This window comes from Nioella sp., from assembly GCF_964229645.1.
Taxonomy (GTDB): domain Bacteria; phylum Pseudomonadota; class Alphaproteobacteria; order Rhodobacterales; family Rhodobacteraceae; genus Nioella.
In genome coordinates this window covers 1-16,990 of sequence record NZ_CAXREX010000084.1, presented here as the reverse complement: position 1 = coordinate 16,990, position 16,990 = coordinate 1, and the positions used below count along the sequence as shown (strand labels likewise).

Below are 16,990 nucleotides of genomic sequence, written 5' to 3'. Positions count from 1 at the left end.
GCCTGGAAGAGGAGGACGAGGCATGAGCGGGGCAAATTTCTTCGAAGAAATTTGGCAAGAATTTTCGAAAATTCTTGTCCCCGGCGGAGAGGTCACGCGATGATCCGTCTGCACCACGTGCCGCAAAGCCGCTCGATGCGCACGCTGTGGCTGCTCAACGAGCTTGGCGTGGCCTACGAGTTGCAGGTCTGGCCCTTCGACAAGTCGCTGCGTTCGGCCGATTACCTGGCCAAGAACCCGGCGGGCCGCGTGCCCGCGCTGGAGATCGACGGTGAGTGCTGGTGGGAAACCGGGGCCATCACCGAGCTTCTGTGCGAGCGCTTCCCCGAGCCCGGCCTTGGCCGCCCCCCCCGGCATCCCGAGCGCGCCCAATGGCTCATCTGGGTGCATTTCTCCGAGACCATCAGCCAGCATTGCGCGATCCTGACGCAGCAGCACATCATGCTCTACGAGGACAGCATGCGCAGCCCCGTCCTGATGAAACTGGAGGCCAAGCGCCTGGCCAAGTGCTACGAGGCCCTCGAGCGGCGGCTTGAGGGGCGCGATTACCTGCTGGATGGCGGGTTCTCGGCTGCCGACGTGTCGGTGGGGCAGGCGATCTACATGGCGCGCCATTTCGCGCGGCTCGATCCGTTCCCGGCGCTGTCCGCGTGGTATGCACGTATCACCGAACGCCCCGGTTTCCTGCTGTCGCGCCCGACCGAGGCGCATACCAGACTTTACACGCGCGATTTCTACGAACCCTGGGAGGTCGCGTGATGGCCGAGACGGTTGAAATCTTCGAGGTCGGCCCGAGGGACGGGCTGCAAAACGAAAAGCGCCCAATTCCCACGTCGGAGAAGATCGCGCTGATCGACTGTCTCAGCCGGGCGGGCTTTCACCGGATCGAGGTGGCAAGCTTCGTCAGCCCCAAATGGGTGCCGCAGATGGCCGATTCTGCTGCCGTGCTGGCGGGCATCACCCGCGCGCCGGGCGTGTCCTATGCGGCTCTGACCCCCAACATGAAGGGCTACGAGGGCGCGAAGGCGGCCAGGGCCGATGAGATCGCGATCTTCGCTTCGGCCTCGGAAGGGTTTTCCAAGGCCAATATCAATGCGACCATCGAGGAAAGCATCACCCGTTTCGTGCCGGTGGCACAGGCGGCGATTGCCGATGGCATCCCGGTGCGCGGCTATATCTCCTGCGTGACCGACTGCCCCTTCGACGGGCCGACCGCACCGTCGGACGTGGCCCGCGTGGCGGCGACCTTGCGCAATATCGGCTGCTACGAGATCTCGCTTGGCGATACGATCGGGCAGGGCCGTCCGGAAACGGTGGATGCAATGCTGGCTGCCGTGCTCGACGAGGTCGCGCCCGAGGAACTTGCCGGGCATTTCCACGATACCGCCGGGCGGGCGCTGGCCAATATCGAGGTGTCGCTGGCGCGCGGGCTGCGGGTTTTCGACGCCGCTGTCGGCGGGCTCGGGGGCTGCCCCTACGCGCCGGGTGCGGAAGGGAATGTCGCGACTGAGGCCGTTGCGGCGCGGGTGGCTGAGCTTGGCTATGAGACAGGGCTGAACATGGCGATCATCGCCGAGGCCGCGCAGATGGCGCGGGCCATGCGGGAGGGCTGAGAGATGGAAACGATCCGAATTGACGTGGACGGGCGCGGGGTCGCGACGCTGACGCTGGCGCGCGAGGACAAGCACAACGCTCTGTCTGCCCAGATGATCGCGGAGCTGACCGAGGCGGCAAAGCGGCTCGGGGCCGACCCGGCCGTGCGCGTCGTGGTGCTGACCGGGGCCGGACGCAGTTTCTGTGCCGGGGGCGACCTCGGATGGATGAAGGAACAGATGGCCGCCGATGCCGCCACCCGCGCCGCCGAGGCGCGCAAGCTGGCCGAGATGCTGGGCGCGCTCGACCGCATGCCCAAGCCGCTGATTGGCCGGGTGCAGGGCCAGGCCTTCGGCGGTGGAATCGGCATGATGTCGGTCTGCGACGTGGCCGTGGGCGTCGAAGGGGCCAAGTTCGGCCTGACGGAAACGCGGCTTGGGCTGATCCCGGCCACGATCGGGCCTTACGTGGTTGCGCGCATGGGCGCGGGCCGGGCCCGCAGGGTCTTCATGTCTGCGCGTCTTTTCGAGGCGTCCGAGGCAGTCGATCTCGGGCTGCTGGCCAGGGCGGTGCCCGCCGCGGATCTGGACGCCGCCATCGAGGCCGAGGTTGCGCCCTATCTCAACTGCGCCCCCGGTGCCGTTGCCAAGGCCAAGGCGCTGGTCGCGGCGCTGGAGCCTCGCGTCACGGACGCCGTGGTCGACATGACCATCGCGGCGCTTGTCGATGCCTGGGAAAGCGACGAAGGCCCCGAGGGCGTGTCGGCCTTCTTCGAGAAGCGCAAACCGCGCTGGCAGCAGGGCTGAACCTACCCCCTCCGAGTCGGTGGTAAAGGGCCGGTTGCGGGCGCGGATGGTGCACAATTGCACACCGCGACACCGCGCCGCCGCCCAAAGCCCGTTTTTTCCGCAGGTGAGCGCTCGTGACACGCTCGGGCTCGGTTGACCCCCGCGCGGCACGCGCATAAACAGCGGTCAGACTCCGCGCGGTGATTTTCCCCGTGCGAGAGCGAGACCCGCGCCGCATCCCGGCGCCCGCGAGCCGAAGGAGCCAGCCTTGGAAGACCTGCTCAGGGAATATGCGCCCGTTCTGATCTTTCTCGCCCTTGCCATCGGGCTTGGGATCGTTCTCATCCTCGCCGCCGTGATCCTCGCGGTGCGCAACCCGGACCCGGAAAAGGTTTCGGCCTATGAATGCGGCTTCAACGCCTTCGACGATGCGCGGATGAAGTTCGATGTCCGCTTCTACCTCGTCTCGATCCTGTTCATCATCTTCGACCTGGAAATCGCGTTCCTCTTCCCGTGGGGCGTGGCTTTCCCGACGCTGAGTGACGTGGGCTTCTGGTCGATGATGATTTTCCTGGCCGTGCTGACCATCGGCTTTGCCTATGAATGGAAGAAGGGGGCCCTCGAATGGGAGTGATGACCAGCGCCAACACCGCCGGTGTGGACAAGGACGTTGCCACCCGCGCCCTGAATGCAGAGCTTCAGGACAAGGGCTTCCTGCTGACCACCGCCGATGACTTGATCAACTGGGCGCGCACCGGCAGCTTGCACTGGATGACCTTCGGTCTGGCCTGCTGCGCGGTCGAGATGATGCATACCTCGATGCCACGCTACGACGCCGAGCGTTTCGGGATCGCGCCGCGCGCTTCCCCGCGCCAGTCCGACGTGATGATCGTGGCAGGCACGCTGACCAACAAGATGGCACCCGCGTTGCGCAAGGTCTACGACCAGATGCCGGAACCGCGCTACGTGATCTCGATGGGGTCCTGCGCCAATGGCGGCGGCTATTACCACTACAGCTATTCGGTTGTGCGTGGCTGTGACCGCATCGTGCCCGTGGACCTTTACGTTCCGGGCTGCCCGCCCACGGCAGAGGCGCTGCTTTACGGCCTGCTTCAGCTGCAACGCAAGATCCGCCGCACCGGCACCATTACCCGCTAAGGCCCCCGTGGCCCGAGGAGACATCGCATGAGTGACACCGCGCTGCGCGAACTGGCCGAAGTCATCACCCTCAAGCAGGGTGATGCCGTCCTGTCCACCGAGATCGCCCATGGCGAACTGAACGTGGAAATCACGCTGGCCTCGATCCCGGCCTTCATGGATTTCCTGAAGTCCGACCAGGCGTGCAAGTTTTCCACCCTCGTCGACATCACCGCCGTCGACTACCCGAGCCGCGACAAGCGCTTCGACGTGGTCTGGCATTTCCTGTCGATGTATCAAAACCACCGCATCCGGGTAAAATGCGCCGTGCGCGAAGACGACGTGGTCCCCTCGATCACCGGCGTCTACCCGGCGGCCAACTGGTTCGAGCGGGAAACCTACGACATGTATGGCATCCTGTTCTCTGGTCACCCGGACCTGCGCCGCATCCTGACCGACTACGGCTTCCGCGGTCATCCGCTGCGCAAGGATTTTCCGACCACCGGCTATACCGAGCTGCGCTATGACGAGGCGCTCAAGCGCGTGGTCTACGAGCCGGTGAAGCTGGTGCAGGACTACCGCCAGTTCGATTTCATGAGCCCCTGGGAAGGCGCCGAGTATATCCTGCCCGGCGACGAGAAACCCGAGGCCGCGAAGGGCTGATCCGGGCATGACGAACGCAACCCTCCTTTTCGGGATCGGCGCGGCGAAGGCAGGCACCACCTGGCTTTACCGTTATCTCGCCGCGCATCCCGAGGTCCGCCTGCCGGCGGTCAAGGAGCTGCATTATTTCGATACCTGCGAAACCGGCAAATTCGACCGGCAGGTCGCGCGGATGACGCGGGAACGTGCCCGCCGCGCCGACCGTCTGCCCACGGGCGACGACCGGCTTGACCGCCGCCTGCGCCGGGAGATCCGCGCCTATGACCGCTGGCTCGACGTGATCGCCCGCGGGCAGGACGATGCGGCCTATGCCCGGTTCCTGGCGGACGGGGCAGGCGACGCGCGCGTGGTGGGTGACATCACCCCGGCCTACGCGACGCTTGGTGAGGCGAGCCTTGCCCGCATGGCGGGGCTGGCGCCGGTGACCCGTTTCGTGTTCCTGATGCGTGACCCGCTGGACCGGCTCTGGTCCAACATCCGCATGGCCGCGTCCCGCAAGGGCGGGGCGCTTGCGGCGACGGCTGGCACGCTTCTGGACAAGGTGCTTGGCGGGCAGGACCAGACGATGGCCGCGCGCAGCGACTACGCGGGCACCCTGGCACGGCTCGATGCCGCGGTCGATCCCGCCAAGGTCTTCACGGCCTTTTACGAAACGCTCTTCCAGCCCGATACGCTGGCCCGGCTGTGCGGCTTTCTCGGCATTGCCGAGTGCCCGGCCAGGACCGAGGCCCGTGTTCTGGCCGGGGAAGACTTGCAGATGACCGAGGCGCAGCGCGCCCGCGCGATGGCGTGGCTTGCCCCTCAATACGCGGCGGTAGAGACCCGGATGGGTCCGCTGCCTGCCCGCTGGACGGATAACATGGAGGCGCTGGCATGATGGATGGCGGCAAAGGCTTCGAAGACGCCCTGACGGGCGAACAGAAGATCCGGAACTTCAACATCAACTTCGGACCGCAGCACCCGGCGGCCCACGGCGTGCTGCGCCTGGTGCTGGAGCTGGACGGCGAGATCGTGGAACGTTGCGACCCGCATATCGGCCTGCTGCATCGCGGGACCGAGAAGCTGATGGAATCGCGCACCTACCTGCAGAACCTGCCCTACCTGGACCGGCTCGACTACGTGGCGCCGATGAACCAGGAACATGCCTGGTGCCTGGCGATCGAGAAGCTGACGGGGGTGGAGGTGCCGCGCCGCGCCAGCCTGATCCGCGTGCTCTACTCGGAGATCGGGCGCATCCTGAACCACCTGCTGAACGTCACCACGCAGGCCATGGACGTGGGCGCTCTGACGCCGCCGCTCTGGGGCTTCGAGGAACGCGAGAAGCTGATGGTGTTCTACGAACGCGCCTGCGGCGCGCGCCTGCATGCGGCCTATTTCCGGCCCGGCGGCGTGCACCAGGACCTGCCGCCCGCGCTGATCGACGATATCGAGGAATGGGCCAACCATTTCCCCAACGTGCTGGCCGATATCGACGGCCTGCTGACCGAAAACCGCATCTTCAAGCAGCGCAATGCCGATATCGGCGTGGTGACGGAAGAAGAGATCCTCGACTGGGGCTTTTCCGGCGTCATGGTGCGCGGATCGGGGCTGGCCTGGGACCTGCGCCGTGCGCAGCCCTACGAATGCTACGACGAGTTCGAGTTCCAGATCCCCGTGGGCAAGAACGGCGACTGCTATGACCGCTACCTCGTCCGCATGGAAGAGATGCGCCAGTCGATCTCGATCATCCACCAGGCGATTGCCAAGCTGCGCGCGCCGGAAGGTCAGGGCGACATCCTGGCCCGTGGCAAGCTGACGCCGCCCAAGCGTGGTGACATGAAGACCTCGATGGAGGCACTCATTCACCATTTCAAGCTTTACACCGAGGGCTTCCACGTGCCCGAAGGCGAGGTCTATGCCGCGGTCGAGGCCCCCAAGGGCGAATTCGGCGTCTACCTCGTGGCCGATGGCAGCAACAAGCCCTACAAGGCCAAGCTGCGCGCGCCGGGCTATCTGCACCTTCAGGCGATGGACCATGTCGCCAAGGGCCACCAGCTGGCCGACGTGGCCGCGATCATCGGCACGATGGACGTGGTGTTCGGAGAGATCGACCGGTGAGCCTTTCGCTTCTCACGACGATCTGCGGCGGGGTGACCGTCCTGATCCTGGCCGCGCTGGCCTGGGCCTTCTGGTCCGACCCTCAGCGCGGGCTGGAGCAGACCACGCATCGTATCGAGAAGCTGCCCACCGTCATGGCCGACCGCTATACCGCTTTCGCGGTGCTGGCGCTGGTCTTCACCCTCTACGGGGATCTCAACGTCCTGATCGCCTTCTTCGCCGTCTGCGCCTTCATGGGCTTTGCCGATGGCCTGATCTATGCCCGCGCCGGGTATCCGCATATGAAACACACGATTTCGGGCGTGTTGTCGGTGGTGGCCCTTGCCGTCGCCACTGCCGCCCGCGTGACCGAAGGAGCCAGCTAATGCTTCGCCGCCTCTACCATGACCAGCCCGAAAGCTTCGCCTTCACGCCCGCCAACCAGGCCTGGGCCGAGGCGCAGATCACCAAGTATCCCGAGGGCCGTGCGCAATCGGCTGTGATCCCGCTTCTGTGGCGCGCGCAGGAACAGGAAGGCTGGTTGTCCAAGCCCGCGATCGAGGCCGTGGCCGATATGCTGGGGATGCAGTATATCCGCGCGCTGGAAGTGGCGACCTTCTACTTCATGTTCCAGCTTCAGCCCGTGGGTTCGGTCGCGCATGTGCAGGTCTGCGGCACCACGTCCTGCATGATCTGCGGCGCCGAAGACCTGATCGCCGTCTGCAAGGACAAGATCGCGGCCAATGCGCATGACCTGTCGTCCGATGGCAAGTTCAGCTGGGAAGAGGTGGAATGCCTTGGCGCCTGCGCGAATGCGCCGATGGTTCAGATCGGCAAGGATTACTACGAGGACCTGACGGCCGAGAAATTCGCCTGGATCCTCGATGAGCTGGCCGCAGGCCGCGTGCCGACGCCGGGCCCGCAGAACGGGCGCTACGCGTCCGAGCCGCTGTCGGGGCTGACCTCGCTGAAAGATCACGAGGCCGGGCGCGATGGCCTGAACGCCTCGGCCCGCCTGGCCGCCGATATCGGCGACACGGTGAAGCGCATCGACGGCACCGAAGTGCCGCTCCTGGCGCCTTGGGGCAAGCAGTCGGGCGGGGAGGATACCCCCGCCGCCGCGCCTGCCAAGCCGAAGGCAAAGGCCAAGCCTGCCGCCAAGGCCAAGCCCGCCGCAGCCCCCGCACCGGCCCCCGCCGCCGAGGTGGAAGAAGCTGAACCCGAATTGCTGAGCGCCCCCCGCGAAGGCCGCGAGGCCGACGATCTCAAGAAGATCTCGGGCGTGGGCCCCAAGCTGGAAGAGCTTCTGAACTCCATGGGCTTCTGGCATTTCGACCAGATCGCGGCCTGGGGCCCGTCTGAAATCGCATGGGTCGATGCGCGTCTGAAGTTCAAGGGCCGTATCGAACGTGACAATTGGGTCGCACAAGCGACCGAACTGACCGGGAACTGACCCGCAAGCCTTCAAAACACGCCGTGATCAAGGCACCCTCTGTTCCAACGCCCGATAGGCCGGACAGGGGGTGACTGGCACCGACAAACCTCTGCCGGACCCGGAAACGGGCAGAGCAGGAGGCGCGTGTGATTCACGATTACAATGGTATGTTCTCTAGCCATGTGGAGCAGGCTGGCAAACGCCAGGCCAATGCCGATGTCATGGCCGATATCCTCTGGCGCTACATCCAGCCCTCATCCGTGATCGACATGGGATGTGGACTGGGTTTCTTCCTCAATGCCTGCAAGGCGCGCGGGGCCACGATCCGTGGTGTGGACGGGGACTGGGTCAAGCTCGAAGACAGCGTGATCCCCAAATCGGCGCGCAGGACTGCCGACCTCAACCTGCCCTATGCCGAGCGGAAGCGCTATGACCTTGCCGCCACGATCGAGGTGGCCGAGCATCTGCTGCCGGAACGTTCGGAAAGCTTCGTGGCGGATCTGTGCAACCTCTCTGATATTGTGCTCTTTTCGGCAGGGATCCCCGACCAGGGCGGGGCAGGGCATATCAACCTGCGCTTCCAGGGCGAGTGGGCCGAGATGTTCGCAGCCCATGGCTATGCCTGCTTCGATCCGATCCGCCGCCGCATGGCCGCTTTCGAGCACGCCCATCCCTGGCTGATGCAGAACGTGCTGCTTTACGTGAAGGACGGGGTCGAGATCAGTCCGCTTCTGGAGGAACACCGCATCGTTCCGCGCGCCGCCTCATCCGTGGGCTACTGGCATTACCGCAAGCGCATTCGCATCTTAAGGCAGCGCATTCGCAACCTTCGCGGCGAAGACTAACCTCTTTCGGACAGAAAATCCTTCACAGCAAGGGTCAAGCTGGTGTCTACTTTTCCGCAAACAGGAAAGGGGATTTCAGTCATGTCTATCAACCAGGCAAGTTCCAGCTGCCATACCAATTGCCTCATCGCCGGGATCATCGTCGGTCTTGTCGTGTTTCTGTTCCTCATGATGGGGGCCGATTGGACCTTCATCATGTCGGCGATCGTGGGCATCGCGGTGGCGATCCTGGGAACGATCGTGCTGCGCATGGTTCTGTGCGTGGACAGCGAGGCAGGGGCCTCGGCCTCGGCACCTGCTGCGCCCGCCGCACCACCTGCGCCGGCCCCGACCCCCGCGCCTGCACCTGAACCGGTTGCCGCAGCTGAACCGGAGCCTGCACCGGAACCCGATCCCGAACCCGAGGTCGCCGCAGAGCCCGAGCCTGCGCCGGAGCCTGAACCCGCGCCGGAGCCTGAACCCGCACCTGCCCCTGCAGCCGCTGAAGGTGATGCCGTGCAGCCCGCGGCAATGGAAGCGGCGCGCGAGGGTGGCCCGGACGACCTGAAAAAGATCAAGGGCGTGGGTCCGAAACTGGAGCAATTGCTGCACTCGCTCGGTATCTATCACTTCGATCAGGTTGCAGCCTGGGGGCCTGCGGAAGTGGCCTGGATGGATGACAATCTCAAGGGCTTCAAGGGCCGTGTCACCCGCGACGACTGGGTTGCGCAGGCAGGGCTATTGGCCGCAGGTGGAGAGACGGATTTCTCAAGAAAAGTTGAGGAAGGCGATGTATATTGATGTCCGGGAGGATGTGTTTGACCATCCAAGAGGACAACCGACATGAAACTTGCAGACGACATCTGGCTCGGGTCGGTCGCGGCGCGCAATAACCTTCTGGCCGCCGCCAATTACTCCGCCGCCTTCTTCGGAAATGCTGCGGTGCAGAGCTGGACGCTCGGCCTTTCGGCACCGATGGTGTTCTGGTCGGCCATGGCCCGCGCCATCGACAAGACCGAGGCCGCCGCCGACAATCTCGACGCGGCCCCCGTGGTCGAGGCCCCGGTTCTGAGCGTGGTGGAACCCGTGGCCGCCCCTGGCGAGATCGAGGTCAAGGCCGAGGTTGAAGGTGCACAGGCCGAAGCCCCCGCGCAAGAAGTGGCCGAGGTCGAAGAGGCCCCGCAGGCGGACCCGTCGCCCCTGCTGCTCGACGCCCCGCGCGGCGGCGAAGCGGACGACCTGAAACTGGTCAAGGGGATCGGCGCCAAGATGGAAGCCAGCCTCAACGAGTTCGGCATCTACCATTTCGACCAGATCGCCGGTCTGGACGAGAACGGGATCGCCTGGCTCGACCAGCACCTGCCGGGTTTCAAGCGCAATTGCGCCCGCTTCGATCTGGTGAGCGGGGCAAAGGCGCTGCTCTGAGCCTGCCAGAAAGCAAGTCAAACCGCGCCGGTTCCCTCCGGCGCGGTTTTTTACATGCGGCGAATGGGGTTTTCCCCCAAAGCGGTGGTGGACATGACCCCGCGCGCGCCGTAAACGGAGCCAAACCAACCGCGACCCGAGGCCGGCCCGAATGCCAGAAGCCCCCCGGAACGTTCCCCCCCAGGCCCGCAAGGCCCGTATCGCCGCCAGCGTCATGGCCGCGACCATGGTGCTTTGGATGGGGGCGCAGCTTCTGGGCGGCCAGCTTGGCCTTCCGGTGCGGTTCGTGTTTCTGTTCGACCTTGCGGCAATTGCGGCTCTGGTCTGGGCCCTGATCGTGACGTATCAGGTCTGGCAAGCCCGCCGCGCAGAAAGGGACTGAGGATGCTTCAGGACAAAGACCGGATCTTTACGAATATCTACGGCATGCATGACCGCGATCTTGCGGGCGCCAAGGCGCGCGGCCACTGGGACGGCACCAAGGACCTGATCGGCCTGGGCCGGGACAAGATCGTCGAGATCATGAAGGCTTCGGGCTTGCGCGGGCGCGGCGGTGCCGGCTTCCCGACTGGCCTGAAGTGGTCCTTCATGCCCAAGGAATCGGATGGCCGCCCGTCCTACCTGGTCATTAACGCCGACGAATCCGAACCCGGCACCTGCAAGGACCGGGAAATCATGCGCAACGACCCGCACACGCTGATCGAGGGGGCGCTGATTGCCTCCTTCGCCATGGGCGCGCATGCCAGCTACATCTACATCCGCGGCGAATACATCCGCGAGCGCGAGGCGCTGCAGGCCGCGATTGACGAAGCCTATGACGCGGGCCTTCTGGGCAAGAACGCCGCTGGCTCGGGCTGGGATTTCGACCTTTACCTGCACCACGGGGCAGGGGCCTATATCTGCGGCGAGGAAACCGCGCTCATCGAAAGCCTCGAAGGCAAGAAGGGCATGCCCCGGATGAAGCCGCCTTTCCCGGCGGGTGCGGGGCTCTATGGCTGCCCGACCACGGTGAATAACGTCGAATCCATCGCCGTTGTTCCGACCATCCTGCGCCGGGGCGCGGAATGGTTCGCGGGCTTCGGCCGCCCCAACAACGCGGGCACCAAGCTCTTTGCCATCTCCGGTCACGTGAACAACCCTTGCGTGGTGGAAGAGGCCATGTCGATCAGCTTCGAGGAGCTGATCGAGAAACACTGCGGCGGCATCCGCGGGGGCTGGGACAACCTGCTTGCCGTGATTCCGGGCGGCTCTTCCGTGCCTTGCGTGCGCGGTGAAAACATGCGCGATGCGATCATGGATTTCGACTACCTGCGCAACGATCTGCAATCGGGCCTCGGCACGGCGGCGGTGATCGTCATGGACAAGTCGACCGATATCATCAAGGCAATCTGGCGCTTGTCGAAGTTCTACAAGCACGAAAGCTGTGGCCAGTGCACGCCTTGCCGCGAAGGCACCGGCTGGATGATGCGCGTGATGGATCGCCTGGTGCGCGGCGAGGCGGAGCTGGAAGAGATCGACATGTTGTTCCAGGTCACCAAGCAGGTGGAAGGGCATACGATCTGCGCCCTTGGCGACGCGGCAGCCTGGCCGATCCAGGGTCTCATTCGCAACTTCCGCGACGAAATCGAGGATCGGATCAAGGCGCAGAAGGCAGGCCGCGTCAGCGCGGCGGTCGCAGCTGAATGATCGCGCGTTTCAAGCGGTATTGACCAAGGGCCCTTCGGGGCCCTTTTTCTTTCTGTAAGCCCAAGCTTGAACATGGCGGGGATGGCCAGATAGGCTGACCCCATTGTGTGGAGTGCGCGTATTCGGAGTGTTTGATGACGTCATTTCTGGCCTTTGCGCCCCTTGGCCCCGGCGGATCAGTCGACAGGTTCGCCCCGGGTGTCGACGCCTCATTCTGCCCACCTGACTTGCCGCACCGCCACTGCACGAGTTTGGGGGGACGAGCATGACCGACACTGACACCACGCCGCCGCGCACAGGGTGGCTGACGCGCGAACGCAACGGGATTGCATCCTTCGCTGACCTGACGCGCATCCTTCTGGCCGTCATTGCGGGGCTTGTTGCCTTCTGGCAATTCAACCAGCAATGGCAAATCGAGAACGAGCGGGGCGCTCGGGCCGCATATCGGGAGTTCCTGGTGATCTCCATGAACAATCCCGAAGTGTCACGCCCGGACCTGCTGGAGCGCGACGCCACCCCGATCGAGAACGAACGCTACTTCTGGTATGTCAACCTGATGAACCAGACATTCGAAGAGATCTTCGCCCATGTCCCCGAGATTGATGCCTGGGTCAATATCGCCGAGATTCAGATCGCGTTTCACTGCGGCTTCTACCTGGGCGACGACTTTGACCCGGCGCTCTATTCGCAGCGCTTCCGGGAAACCGTTCAGAGGATCATCGAGGATGATCCGCTCGGCTATTGCTACTAGATCGTGTCCCAAAGGCGACGCAAGGTTCCTCACGGTCGCTCAAACCATTGATGAAACCCGCCTAAAGGGATATTTTGCCATCAAAAGATAGGCCCGAAGCAGGGCGTGGGGACATTCCTCAGGAGGCGGCAGTGACAGATCAAAGAGTGCATGGCGGTGAGCGGCCGCTTCTGGTCGGATTCTATCGAATCTGGATGATGTCGGTCTTCCTGACGCTGGCGGCGGCGGGGATCTGGCTTGGATATACCTGGGGGATCGGCGGCTCGATCCTCGGCCTCGTGATGGGGTCATTGGTGGCAGGCATGGTGATGCTTGTGCTCAATACCCCCGAAAAACTGGAAGCTGCGATCTACACCACCCTTGGGCTGACGTTCGTTGTGTTGGTGGTTTACGCGATCATCGCGCTTTGGGGTGTGCGGATCTAACCCGGGTTTGCCGGGGGAATCGGCGGATCGAAGCCCATGGCGCAGGCGTGATGCCGCTTGATATTGAATATCAGCGCAGGCGGCCTCACTTTCTGGGCATTCTTCACGTGATTGCAAAGGCTCTGCCCCAGAATGAAGACTTTCCTGAGCACGATCGGATTGATGATCCTGGCCGCGCTTCCCGCGCAGGCCGACCAGTGGGATGCGCTGCGCGAGGATGAGCGGGTTCACAATGGCCTGCTGGTCATCACCATCGGTGCGCATATCCACGAAACCTGCCCCGATATCGAGGCGCGATCCATCGCGTCGATGAGCTTCATGATCGGCCTGGCGCGGCATGCCATGTCACTTGGGTATTCGCGCGACGAGTTGCGCGCCTATATCGACGACGAAACCGAGCGGGAGCGCTACTTCAACCTCGCGCGGGCCTATTTCGCGCAAAATGGCGTGACATCGGAGGAAGATGTCGAGGGCGCGTGCCGCGTCGGGCGCCAGGAGATCGCAGATCGCACCCCGGTCGGGCGACTGTTGCATTAGACAACCTTTCAATGATCCTAGAAGCTTTGACCCATGCCCGCCCCGAAAAGGCGGGCATGCGCGCATTGGGCGCGGGCAAACCGCTCGGTATACCGTGGTATGTGCTTGAAAAAGGTCTTTGCCGCGTTGCATATCCGGGCCAATCGCGGCACTAGGGGGCCAGGCAAATTTCCGCGTGTATCCGCGGCAAGCTTGCGGTAGACACGCCGCCAACCGGACCTCGCGACGCGCAAGGGTGAAGCATGACCGAGCTACGCAAAATCATCATCGACGACAAAGAGATCGAAGTGGATCCGGCGATGACGCTGATCCAGGCCTGTGAAGAGGCTGGAATCGAGGTTCCGCGCTTCTGCTACCACGAGCGCCTGTCGATCGCTGGCAACTGCCGGATGTGCCTTGTGGAAGTGGTCGGTGGACCGCCGAAGCCCGCGGCCTCCTGCGCGATGCAGGTGCGCGACCTGCGCCCCGGTCCGGAAGGCCAACCCCCGGTGGTGAAAACCAATTCGCCCATGGTCAAGAAGGCGCGCGAAGGGGTGATGGAGTTCTTGCTCATCAACCACCCGCTCGATTGCCCGATCTGCGACCAGGGCGGTGAATGCGACCTTCAGGATCAGGCCATGGCCTACGGCGTCGACTTCTCGCGCTACCGCGAGCCCAAGCGCGCCAGCGAAGATCTCAATCTCGGCCCGCTTGTCTCGACCGCGATGACGCGCTGCATCAGCTGCACCCGCTGCGTGCGTTTCACCACCGAGGTCGCCGGCATTCACCAGATGGGCCAGACCGGTCGTGGCGAAGACAGCGAGATCACGAGCTACCTCAACCAGACGCTCGATTCGAACCTTCAGGGCAACATCATCGACCTTTGCCCGGTCGGTGCCCTGACCTCGAAACCCTATGCCTTCACCGCCCGCCCGTGGGAGTTGACCAAGACCGAGACCATCGACGTGATGGACGCGCTCGGATCCAGCATCCGGGTCGATACCAAGGGCCGCGAAGTCAAGCGCATCGTTCCCCGCAACCATGACGGCGTGAACGAGGAATGGATTTCCGACAAGACCCGCTTCGTGTGGGACGGCCTGCGCCGCCAGCGGCTGGACACGCCCTACATCCGTGAGAACGGCAAGCTGCGCAAAGCCAGCTGGCCCGAGGCTCTGACTGCCGCCGCCACCGCCATGAAGGGCAAGAAGGTGGCCGGGCTCGTGGGCGATCTCGCCCCGGTGGAAGCGGCCTTCGCGCTCAAGCAGCTGGTGGAAGGGCAGGGCGGCAACGTCGAATGCCGCACCGATGGCGCGCGCCTGCCTGCGGGCAACCGTGGTGCCTATGTGGGCACCGCGACGATCGAGGATATCGACTCGGCCAAGACGATCCTGCTGATTGGCACCAACCCGCGGGATGAAGCGCCGGTTCTGAATGCGCGAATCCGCAAGGCCTGGCTGAACGGTGCGCGCGTGGGCCTGATCGGACAGCCCGCCGACCTGACCTATGACTACTACCACTTCGGCGCGTCGCGGAAGGCACTGACCGACCTGGTTGCCAAGGTCGAGGCCAAGCCCGACACCGTGGTGATCGTGGGCCAGGGCGCCCTGCGCGAAGCCGATGGCGAAGCGGTGCTGAGCCAGGCGATGGCCTATGCCGAGGGCTGCGGTGCGAAACTGCTGGTTCTGCACACAGCGGCGGCCCGCGTGGGCGCGATGGATGTGAACGCCGTGACCGAGGGCGGCATGGCCGCCGCGATCGAGGGCGCAGAGGTGATCTACAGCCTTGGTGCCGACGAGGTGGACATCGCCGAGGGTCCCTTCGTGATCTACCAGGGCAGCCATGGTGACCGTGGCGCGCACCGCGCCGACGTGATCCTGCCCGCTGCGGCCTATACCGAGGAAAACGGGCTTTTCGTGAACACCGAGGGGCGCCCCCAACTGGCCATGCGCGCGGGCTTTGCCCCCGGCGAGGCCAAGGAAAACTGGGCGATCCTGCGGGCGCTGTCGGCGGAACTGGGGCAGGCTCTGCCCTACGACTCGCTCGCGGCCCTGCGCCGTGCACTGGTCGATGCCGTGCCGCACCTGGCGATGATCGACCAGGTTCCGGTCAACGATCCGCAGCCGCTGGAGCTGCGCGCGCCGGCCGATGCCGATTTCGTCCCGGCGGTGAAGGACTTCTACCTGACCAACCCGATCGCCCGCGCCTCGGCCCTGATGGCCGAACTGAGCGCGGCCGCGAAGGCCCGGTCAGAGGCCGCGATCGCGGCGGAATAAGCGGCGGTGCCGGGCGGGTTTCCCTTCCGGCCCCTCGCGGGCGGTGCCGTTGTCGTGCTGGCGCTGTCGGGCTGCATGTCCGACCAGCCGGCCTCCCGGTCCGGGGCGACGGCGCAGTTTGAGTATCTGGGGGTCGAGACCCGACTCCTCGATGAAGATCTGGTGAATTTCCGCGTGGAAATGCGCGGGGCAAGAGGACACGGGGACGTGGCGGAATACGCCGAATGTGCAGCAGCTCAGTACACGCTGATCCGGGGCTACGGATTTGCGCGACATGTCCGCACAAATGTGCAGGAAGAGGCTGGCCTTTGGCAGGCAGATGCGGTTTACACCGTGTCACCGGCGCTCCCCCAGGGATTGCAGACGATCGACGCCGAAGTGGTTGTCGCAGACTGCGCCGAGCAAGGCATACCGACGGTGTGAGGAACAATGGCTGAATTCTTTACAACCACTCCCGGCATCGCGCTGATTATCGTCGCGCAATGCCTTGCGGTGATCGCATTCGTGATGATCTCGCTGCTTTTCCTGGTCTATGGCGACCGGAAAATCTGGGCGGCGGTCCAGATGCGGCGCGGCCCCAACGTGGTGGGCGCCTTCGGCCTGCTGCAATCGGTGGCCGACGCGCTGAAATACGTGATCAAGGAAGTGGTGATCCCGGCGGGCGCTGACAAGCCCGTGTTCATCCTGGCACCGATGACCAGCTTCGTGCTGGCGATGATTGCTTGGGCAGTGATCCCCTTCAACGATGGCTGGGTGCTGGCGGACCTTAACGTCGCCATTCTTTATGTCTTTGCCGTTTCCTCGCTGGAGGTCTACGGCGTGATCATGGGCGGATGGGCCTCGAACTCCAAATATCCGTTCCTGGGCTCGCTGCGCTCGGCCGCGCAGATGATTTCCTACGAGGTCTCGATCGGCCTCATCATCATCGGCGTGGTGATCTCGACCGGCTCGCTCAACTTCTCGGACATCGTGCGCGCGCAGGATGGCGATTACGGCTTCTTCAGCTGGTACTGGCTGCCGCACTTCCCGATGGTCTTCCTGTTCTTCATCTCGGCCCTCGCCGAAACCAACCGCCCGCCCTTCGACCTGCCAGAGGCGGAATCGGAACTGGTGGCGGGCTACCAGGTGGAATATTCGGCAACGCCCTTCCTGCTGTTCATGGCCGGTGAATACATCGCCATCTTCCTGATGTGCGCGCTTGTCACGCTGCTCTTCTTCGGCGGCTGGCTGAGCCCGATCCCGGGTCTGCCCGATGGCGTGCTGTGGATGGTCGGCAAGATGGCCTTCTTCTTCTTCATCTTCGCCATGGTGAAGGCGATCACCCCGCGCTACCGCTACGACCAGCTGATGCGCATCGGTTGGAAAGTGTTCCTGCCGCTGTCGCTGGCCTGGGTGGTG

21 protein-coding genes are annotated in these 16,990 nt (G+C 64.3%); all 21 read left to right on the top strand.

Annotation, left to right across the window (positions count from 1 at the left end; genetic code table 11):
• Positions 1 to 99 precede the first annotated feature (99 nt).
• Complete coding sequence (locus tag ACEQXV_RS05805) at positions 100 to 759, top strand: glutathione S-transferase family protein (protein WP_370268273.1); 660 nt, start codon at positions 100 to 102, stop codon at positions 757 to 759.
• Complete coding sequence (locus ACEQXV_RS05800; RefSeq protein WP_370268272.1) at positions 759 to 1,613, top strand: hydroxymethylglutaryl-CoA lyase; 855 nt, start codon at positions 759 to 761, stop codon at positions 1,611 to 1,613. Before ACEQXV_RS05805 ends, ACEQXV_RS05800 begins: the two co-directional genes overlap by 1 nt.
• Before the next feature lie 3 nt (positions 1,614 to 1,616).
• Positions 1,617 to 2,399, top strand: a complete 783-nt coding sequence (locus ACEQXV_RS05795) for a crotonase/enoyl-CoA hydratase family protein (protein WP_370250800.1) — start codon at positions 1,617 to 1,619, stop codon at positions 2,397 to 2,399.
• A 250-nt stretch (positions 2,400 to 2,649) separates the two neighbouring features.
• Positions 2,650 to 3,015, top strand: a complete 366-nt coding sequence (locus tag ACEQXV_RS05790; protein ID WP_370250801.1) for an NADH-quinone oxidoreductase subunit A — start codon at positions 2,650 to 2,652, stop codon at positions 3,013 to 3,015.
• Positions 3,015 to 3,539, top strand: coding sequence for an NADH-quinone oxidoreductase subunit B family protein (locus ACEQXV_RS05785; RefSeq protein WP_071688479.1), 525 nt, complete (start codon positions 3,015 to 3,017; stop codon positions 3,537 to 3,539). The genes ACEQXV_RS05790 and ACEQXV_RS05785 overlap by 1 nt, the downstream gene beginning before the upstream one ends.
• Before the next feature lie 27 nt (positions 3,540 to 3,566).
• A complete protein-coding gene (locus ACEQXV_RS05780; protein ID WP_370268271.1) occupies positions 3,567 to 4,181 on the top strand; it encodes an NADH-quinone oxidoreductase subunit C in 615 nt (204 codons plus the stop codon).
• 7 nt (positions 4,182 to 4,188) lie between these two features.
• Positions 4,189 to 5,058 (top strand): sulfotransferase, encoded by an 870-nt coding sequence (locus ACEQXV_RS05775; RefSeq protein WP_370268269.1) that lies wholly within the window; start codon positions 4,189 to 4,191, stop codon positions 5,056 to 5,058.
• A complete protein-coding gene (locus ACEQXV_RS05770) occupies positions 5,058 to 6,278 on the top strand; it encodes an NADH-quinone oxidoreductase subunit D (RefSeq protein ID WP_370268268.1) in 1,221 nt (406 codons plus the stop codon). Before ACEQXV_RS05775 ends, ACEQXV_RS05770 begins: the two co-directional genes overlap by 1 nt.
• On the top strand, positions 6,275 to 6,643 hold the full coding sequence (locus ACEQXV_RS05765) for a DUF4267 domain-containing protein (protein WP_370252033.1): 369 nt from the start codon (positions 6,275 to 6,277) through the stop codon (positions 6,641 to 6,643). The genes ACEQXV_RS05770 and ACEQXV_RS05765 overlap by 4 nt, the downstream gene beginning before the upstream one ends.
• Entirely contained in the window at positions 6,643 to 7,710 is a 1,068-nt protein-coding gene (gene nuoE / locus ACEQXV_RS05760) for an NADH-quinone oxidoreductase subunit NuoE (protein WP_370268266.1), read from the top strand. Before ACEQXV_RS05765 ends, nuoE begins: the two co-directional genes overlap by 1 nt.
• Positions 7,711 to 7,859: 149 nt before the next feature.
• A complete protein-coding gene (locus ACEQXV_RS05755) occupies positions 7,860 to 8,537 on the top strand; it encodes a methyltransferase domain-containing protein (RefSeq protein WP_370252034.1) in 678 nt (225 codons plus the stop codon).
• Between the two features lie 81 nt (positions 8,538 to 8,618).
• Entirely contained in the window at positions 8,619 to 9,317 is a 699-nt protein-coding gene (locus tag ACEQXV_RS05750; RefSeq protein WP_370268265.1) for an NADH:ubiquinone oxidoreductase, read from the top strand.
• Positions 9,318 to 9,359: 42 nt separating this feature from the next.
• Positions 9,360 to 9,941, top strand: coding sequence for a hypothetical protein (locus ACEQXV_RS05745; protein ID WP_370268264.1), 582 nt, complete (start codon positions 9,360 to 9,362; stop codon positions 9,939 to 9,941).
• 151 nt (positions 9,942 to 10,092) lie between these two features.
• Positions 10,093 to 10,323: a DUF5337 domain-containing protein gene (locus ACEQXV_RS05740; RefSeq protein WP_370252038.1), complete on the top strand. Its 231-nt coding sequence runs from the start codon at positions 10,093 to 10,095 to the stop codon at positions 10,321 to 10,323.
• Between the two features lie 2 nt (positions 10,324 to 10,325).
• Positions 10,326 to 11,627, top strand: coding sequence for an NADH-quinone oxidoreductase subunit NuoF (gene nuoF, locus ACEQXV_RS05735; protein ID WP_370252039.1), 1,302 nt, complete (start codon positions 10,326 to 10,328; stop codon positions 11,625 to 11,627).
• A gap of 265 nt (positions 11,628 to 11,892) precedes the next feature.
• Positions 11,893 to 12,378, top strand: coding sequence for a hypothetical protein (locus ACEQXV_RS05730; RefSeq protein WP_370268263.1), 486 nt, complete (start codon positions 11,893 to 11,895; stop codon positions 12,376 to 12,378).
• A 131-nt stretch (positions 12,379 to 12,509) separates the two neighbouring features.
• Entirely contained in the window at positions 12,510 to 12,803 is a 294-nt protein-coding gene (locus ACEQXV_RS05725) for a hypothetical protein (protein ID WP_370268261.1), read from the top strand.
• A 132-nt stretch (positions 12,804 to 12,935) separates the two neighbouring features.
• Complete coding sequence (locus ACEQXV_RS05720) at positions 12,936 to 13,340, top strand: DUF5333 domain-containing protein (RefSeq protein WP_370250966.1); 405 nt, start codon at positions 12,936 to 12,938, stop codon at positions 13,338 to 13,340.
• A 242-nt stretch (positions 13,341 to 13,582) separates the two neighbouring features.
• Entirely contained in the window at positions 13,583 to 15,592 is a 2,010-nt protein-coding gene (nuoG, locus tag ACEQXV_RS05715) for an NADH-quinone oxidoreductase subunit NuoG (RefSeq protein ID WP_370250965.1), read from the top strand.
• A gap of 75 nt (positions 15,593 to 15,667) precedes the next feature.
• On the top strand, positions 15,668 to 16,015 hold the full coding sequence (locus ACEQXV_RS05710) for a hypothetical protein (protein WP_370250970.1): 348 nt from the start codon (positions 15,668 to 15,670) through the stop codon (positions 16,013 to 16,015).
• Positions 16,016 to 16,021: 6 nt separating this feature from the next.
• The coding region (nuoH, locus tag ACEQXV_RS05705) for an NADH-quinone oxidoreductase subunit NuoH (protein ID WP_370268260.1) at positions 16,022 to 16,990 on the top strand (969 nt) is incomplete at its 3' end.

Coding starts and splice junctions, on each gene's coding strand:
- ACEQXV_RS05710 (WP_370250970.1), top strand. CDS start 15,668: ATGTCCGACCAGCCGGCCTCCCGGTCCGGGGCGACGGCGCAGTTTGAG.
- nuoF (WP_370252039.1), top strand. CDS start 10,326: ATGCTTCAGGACAAAGACCGGATCTTTACGAATATCTACGGCATGCAT.
- nuoG (WP_370250965.1), top strand. CDS start 13,583: ATGACCGAGCTACGCAAAATCATCATCGACGACAAAGAGATCGAAGTG.
- ACEQXV_RS05750 (WP_370268265.1), top strand. CDS start 8,619: ATGTCTATCAACCAGGCAAGTTCCAGCTGCCATACCAATTGCCTCATC.
- ACEQXV_RS05755 (WP_370252034.1), top strand. CDS start 7,860: ATGTTCTCTAGCCATGTGGAGCAGGCTGGCAAACGCCAGGCCAATGCC.
- ACEQXV_RS05775 (WP_370268269.1), top strand. CDS start 4,189: ATGACGAACGCAACCCTCCTTTTCGGGATCGGCGCGGCGAAGGCAGGC.
- ACEQXV_RS05795 (WP_370250800.1), top strand. CDS start 1,617: ATGGAAACGATCCGAATTGACGTGGACGGGCGCGGGGTCGCGACGCTG.
- ACEQXV_RS05800 (WP_370268272.1), top strand. CDS start 759: ATGGCCGAGACGGTTGAAATCTTCGAGGTCGGCCCGAGGGACGGGCTG.
- ACEQXV_RS05780 (WP_370268271.1), top strand. CDS start 3,567: ATGAGTGACACCGCGCTGCGCGAACTGGCCGAAGTCATCACCCTCAAG.
- ACEQXV_RS05745 (WP_370268264.1), top strand. CDS start 9,360: ATGAAACTTGCAGACGACATCTGGCTCGGGTCGGTCGCGGCGCGCAAT.
- ACEQXV_RS05770 (WP_370268268.1), top strand. CDS start 5,058: ATGGATGGCGGCAAAGGCTTCGAAGACGCCCTGACGGGCGAACAGAAG.
- ACEQXV_RS05720 (WP_370250966.1), top strand. CDS start 12,936: ATGAAGACTTTCCTGAGCACGATCGGATTGATGATCCTGGCCGCGCTT.
- ACEQXV_RS05730 (WP_370268263.1), top strand. CDS start 11,893: ATGACCGACACTGACACCACGCCGCCGCGCACAGGGTGGCTGACGCGC.
- ACEQXV_RS05740 (WP_370252038.1), top strand. CDS start 10,093: ATGCCAGAAGCCCCCCGGAACGTTCCCCCCCAGGCCCGCAAGGCCCGT.
- ACEQXV_RS05805 (WP_370268273.1), top strand. CDS start 100: ATGATCCGTCTGCACCACGTGCCGCAAAGCCGCTCGATGCGCACGCTG.
- nuoE (WP_370268266.1), top strand. CDS start 6,643: ATGCTTCGCCGCCTCTACCATGACCAGCCCGAAAGCTTCGCCTTCACG.
- ACEQXV_RS05785 (WP_071688479.1), top strand. CDS start 3,015: ATGACCAGCGCCAACACCGCCGGTGTGGACAAGGACGTTGCCACCCGC.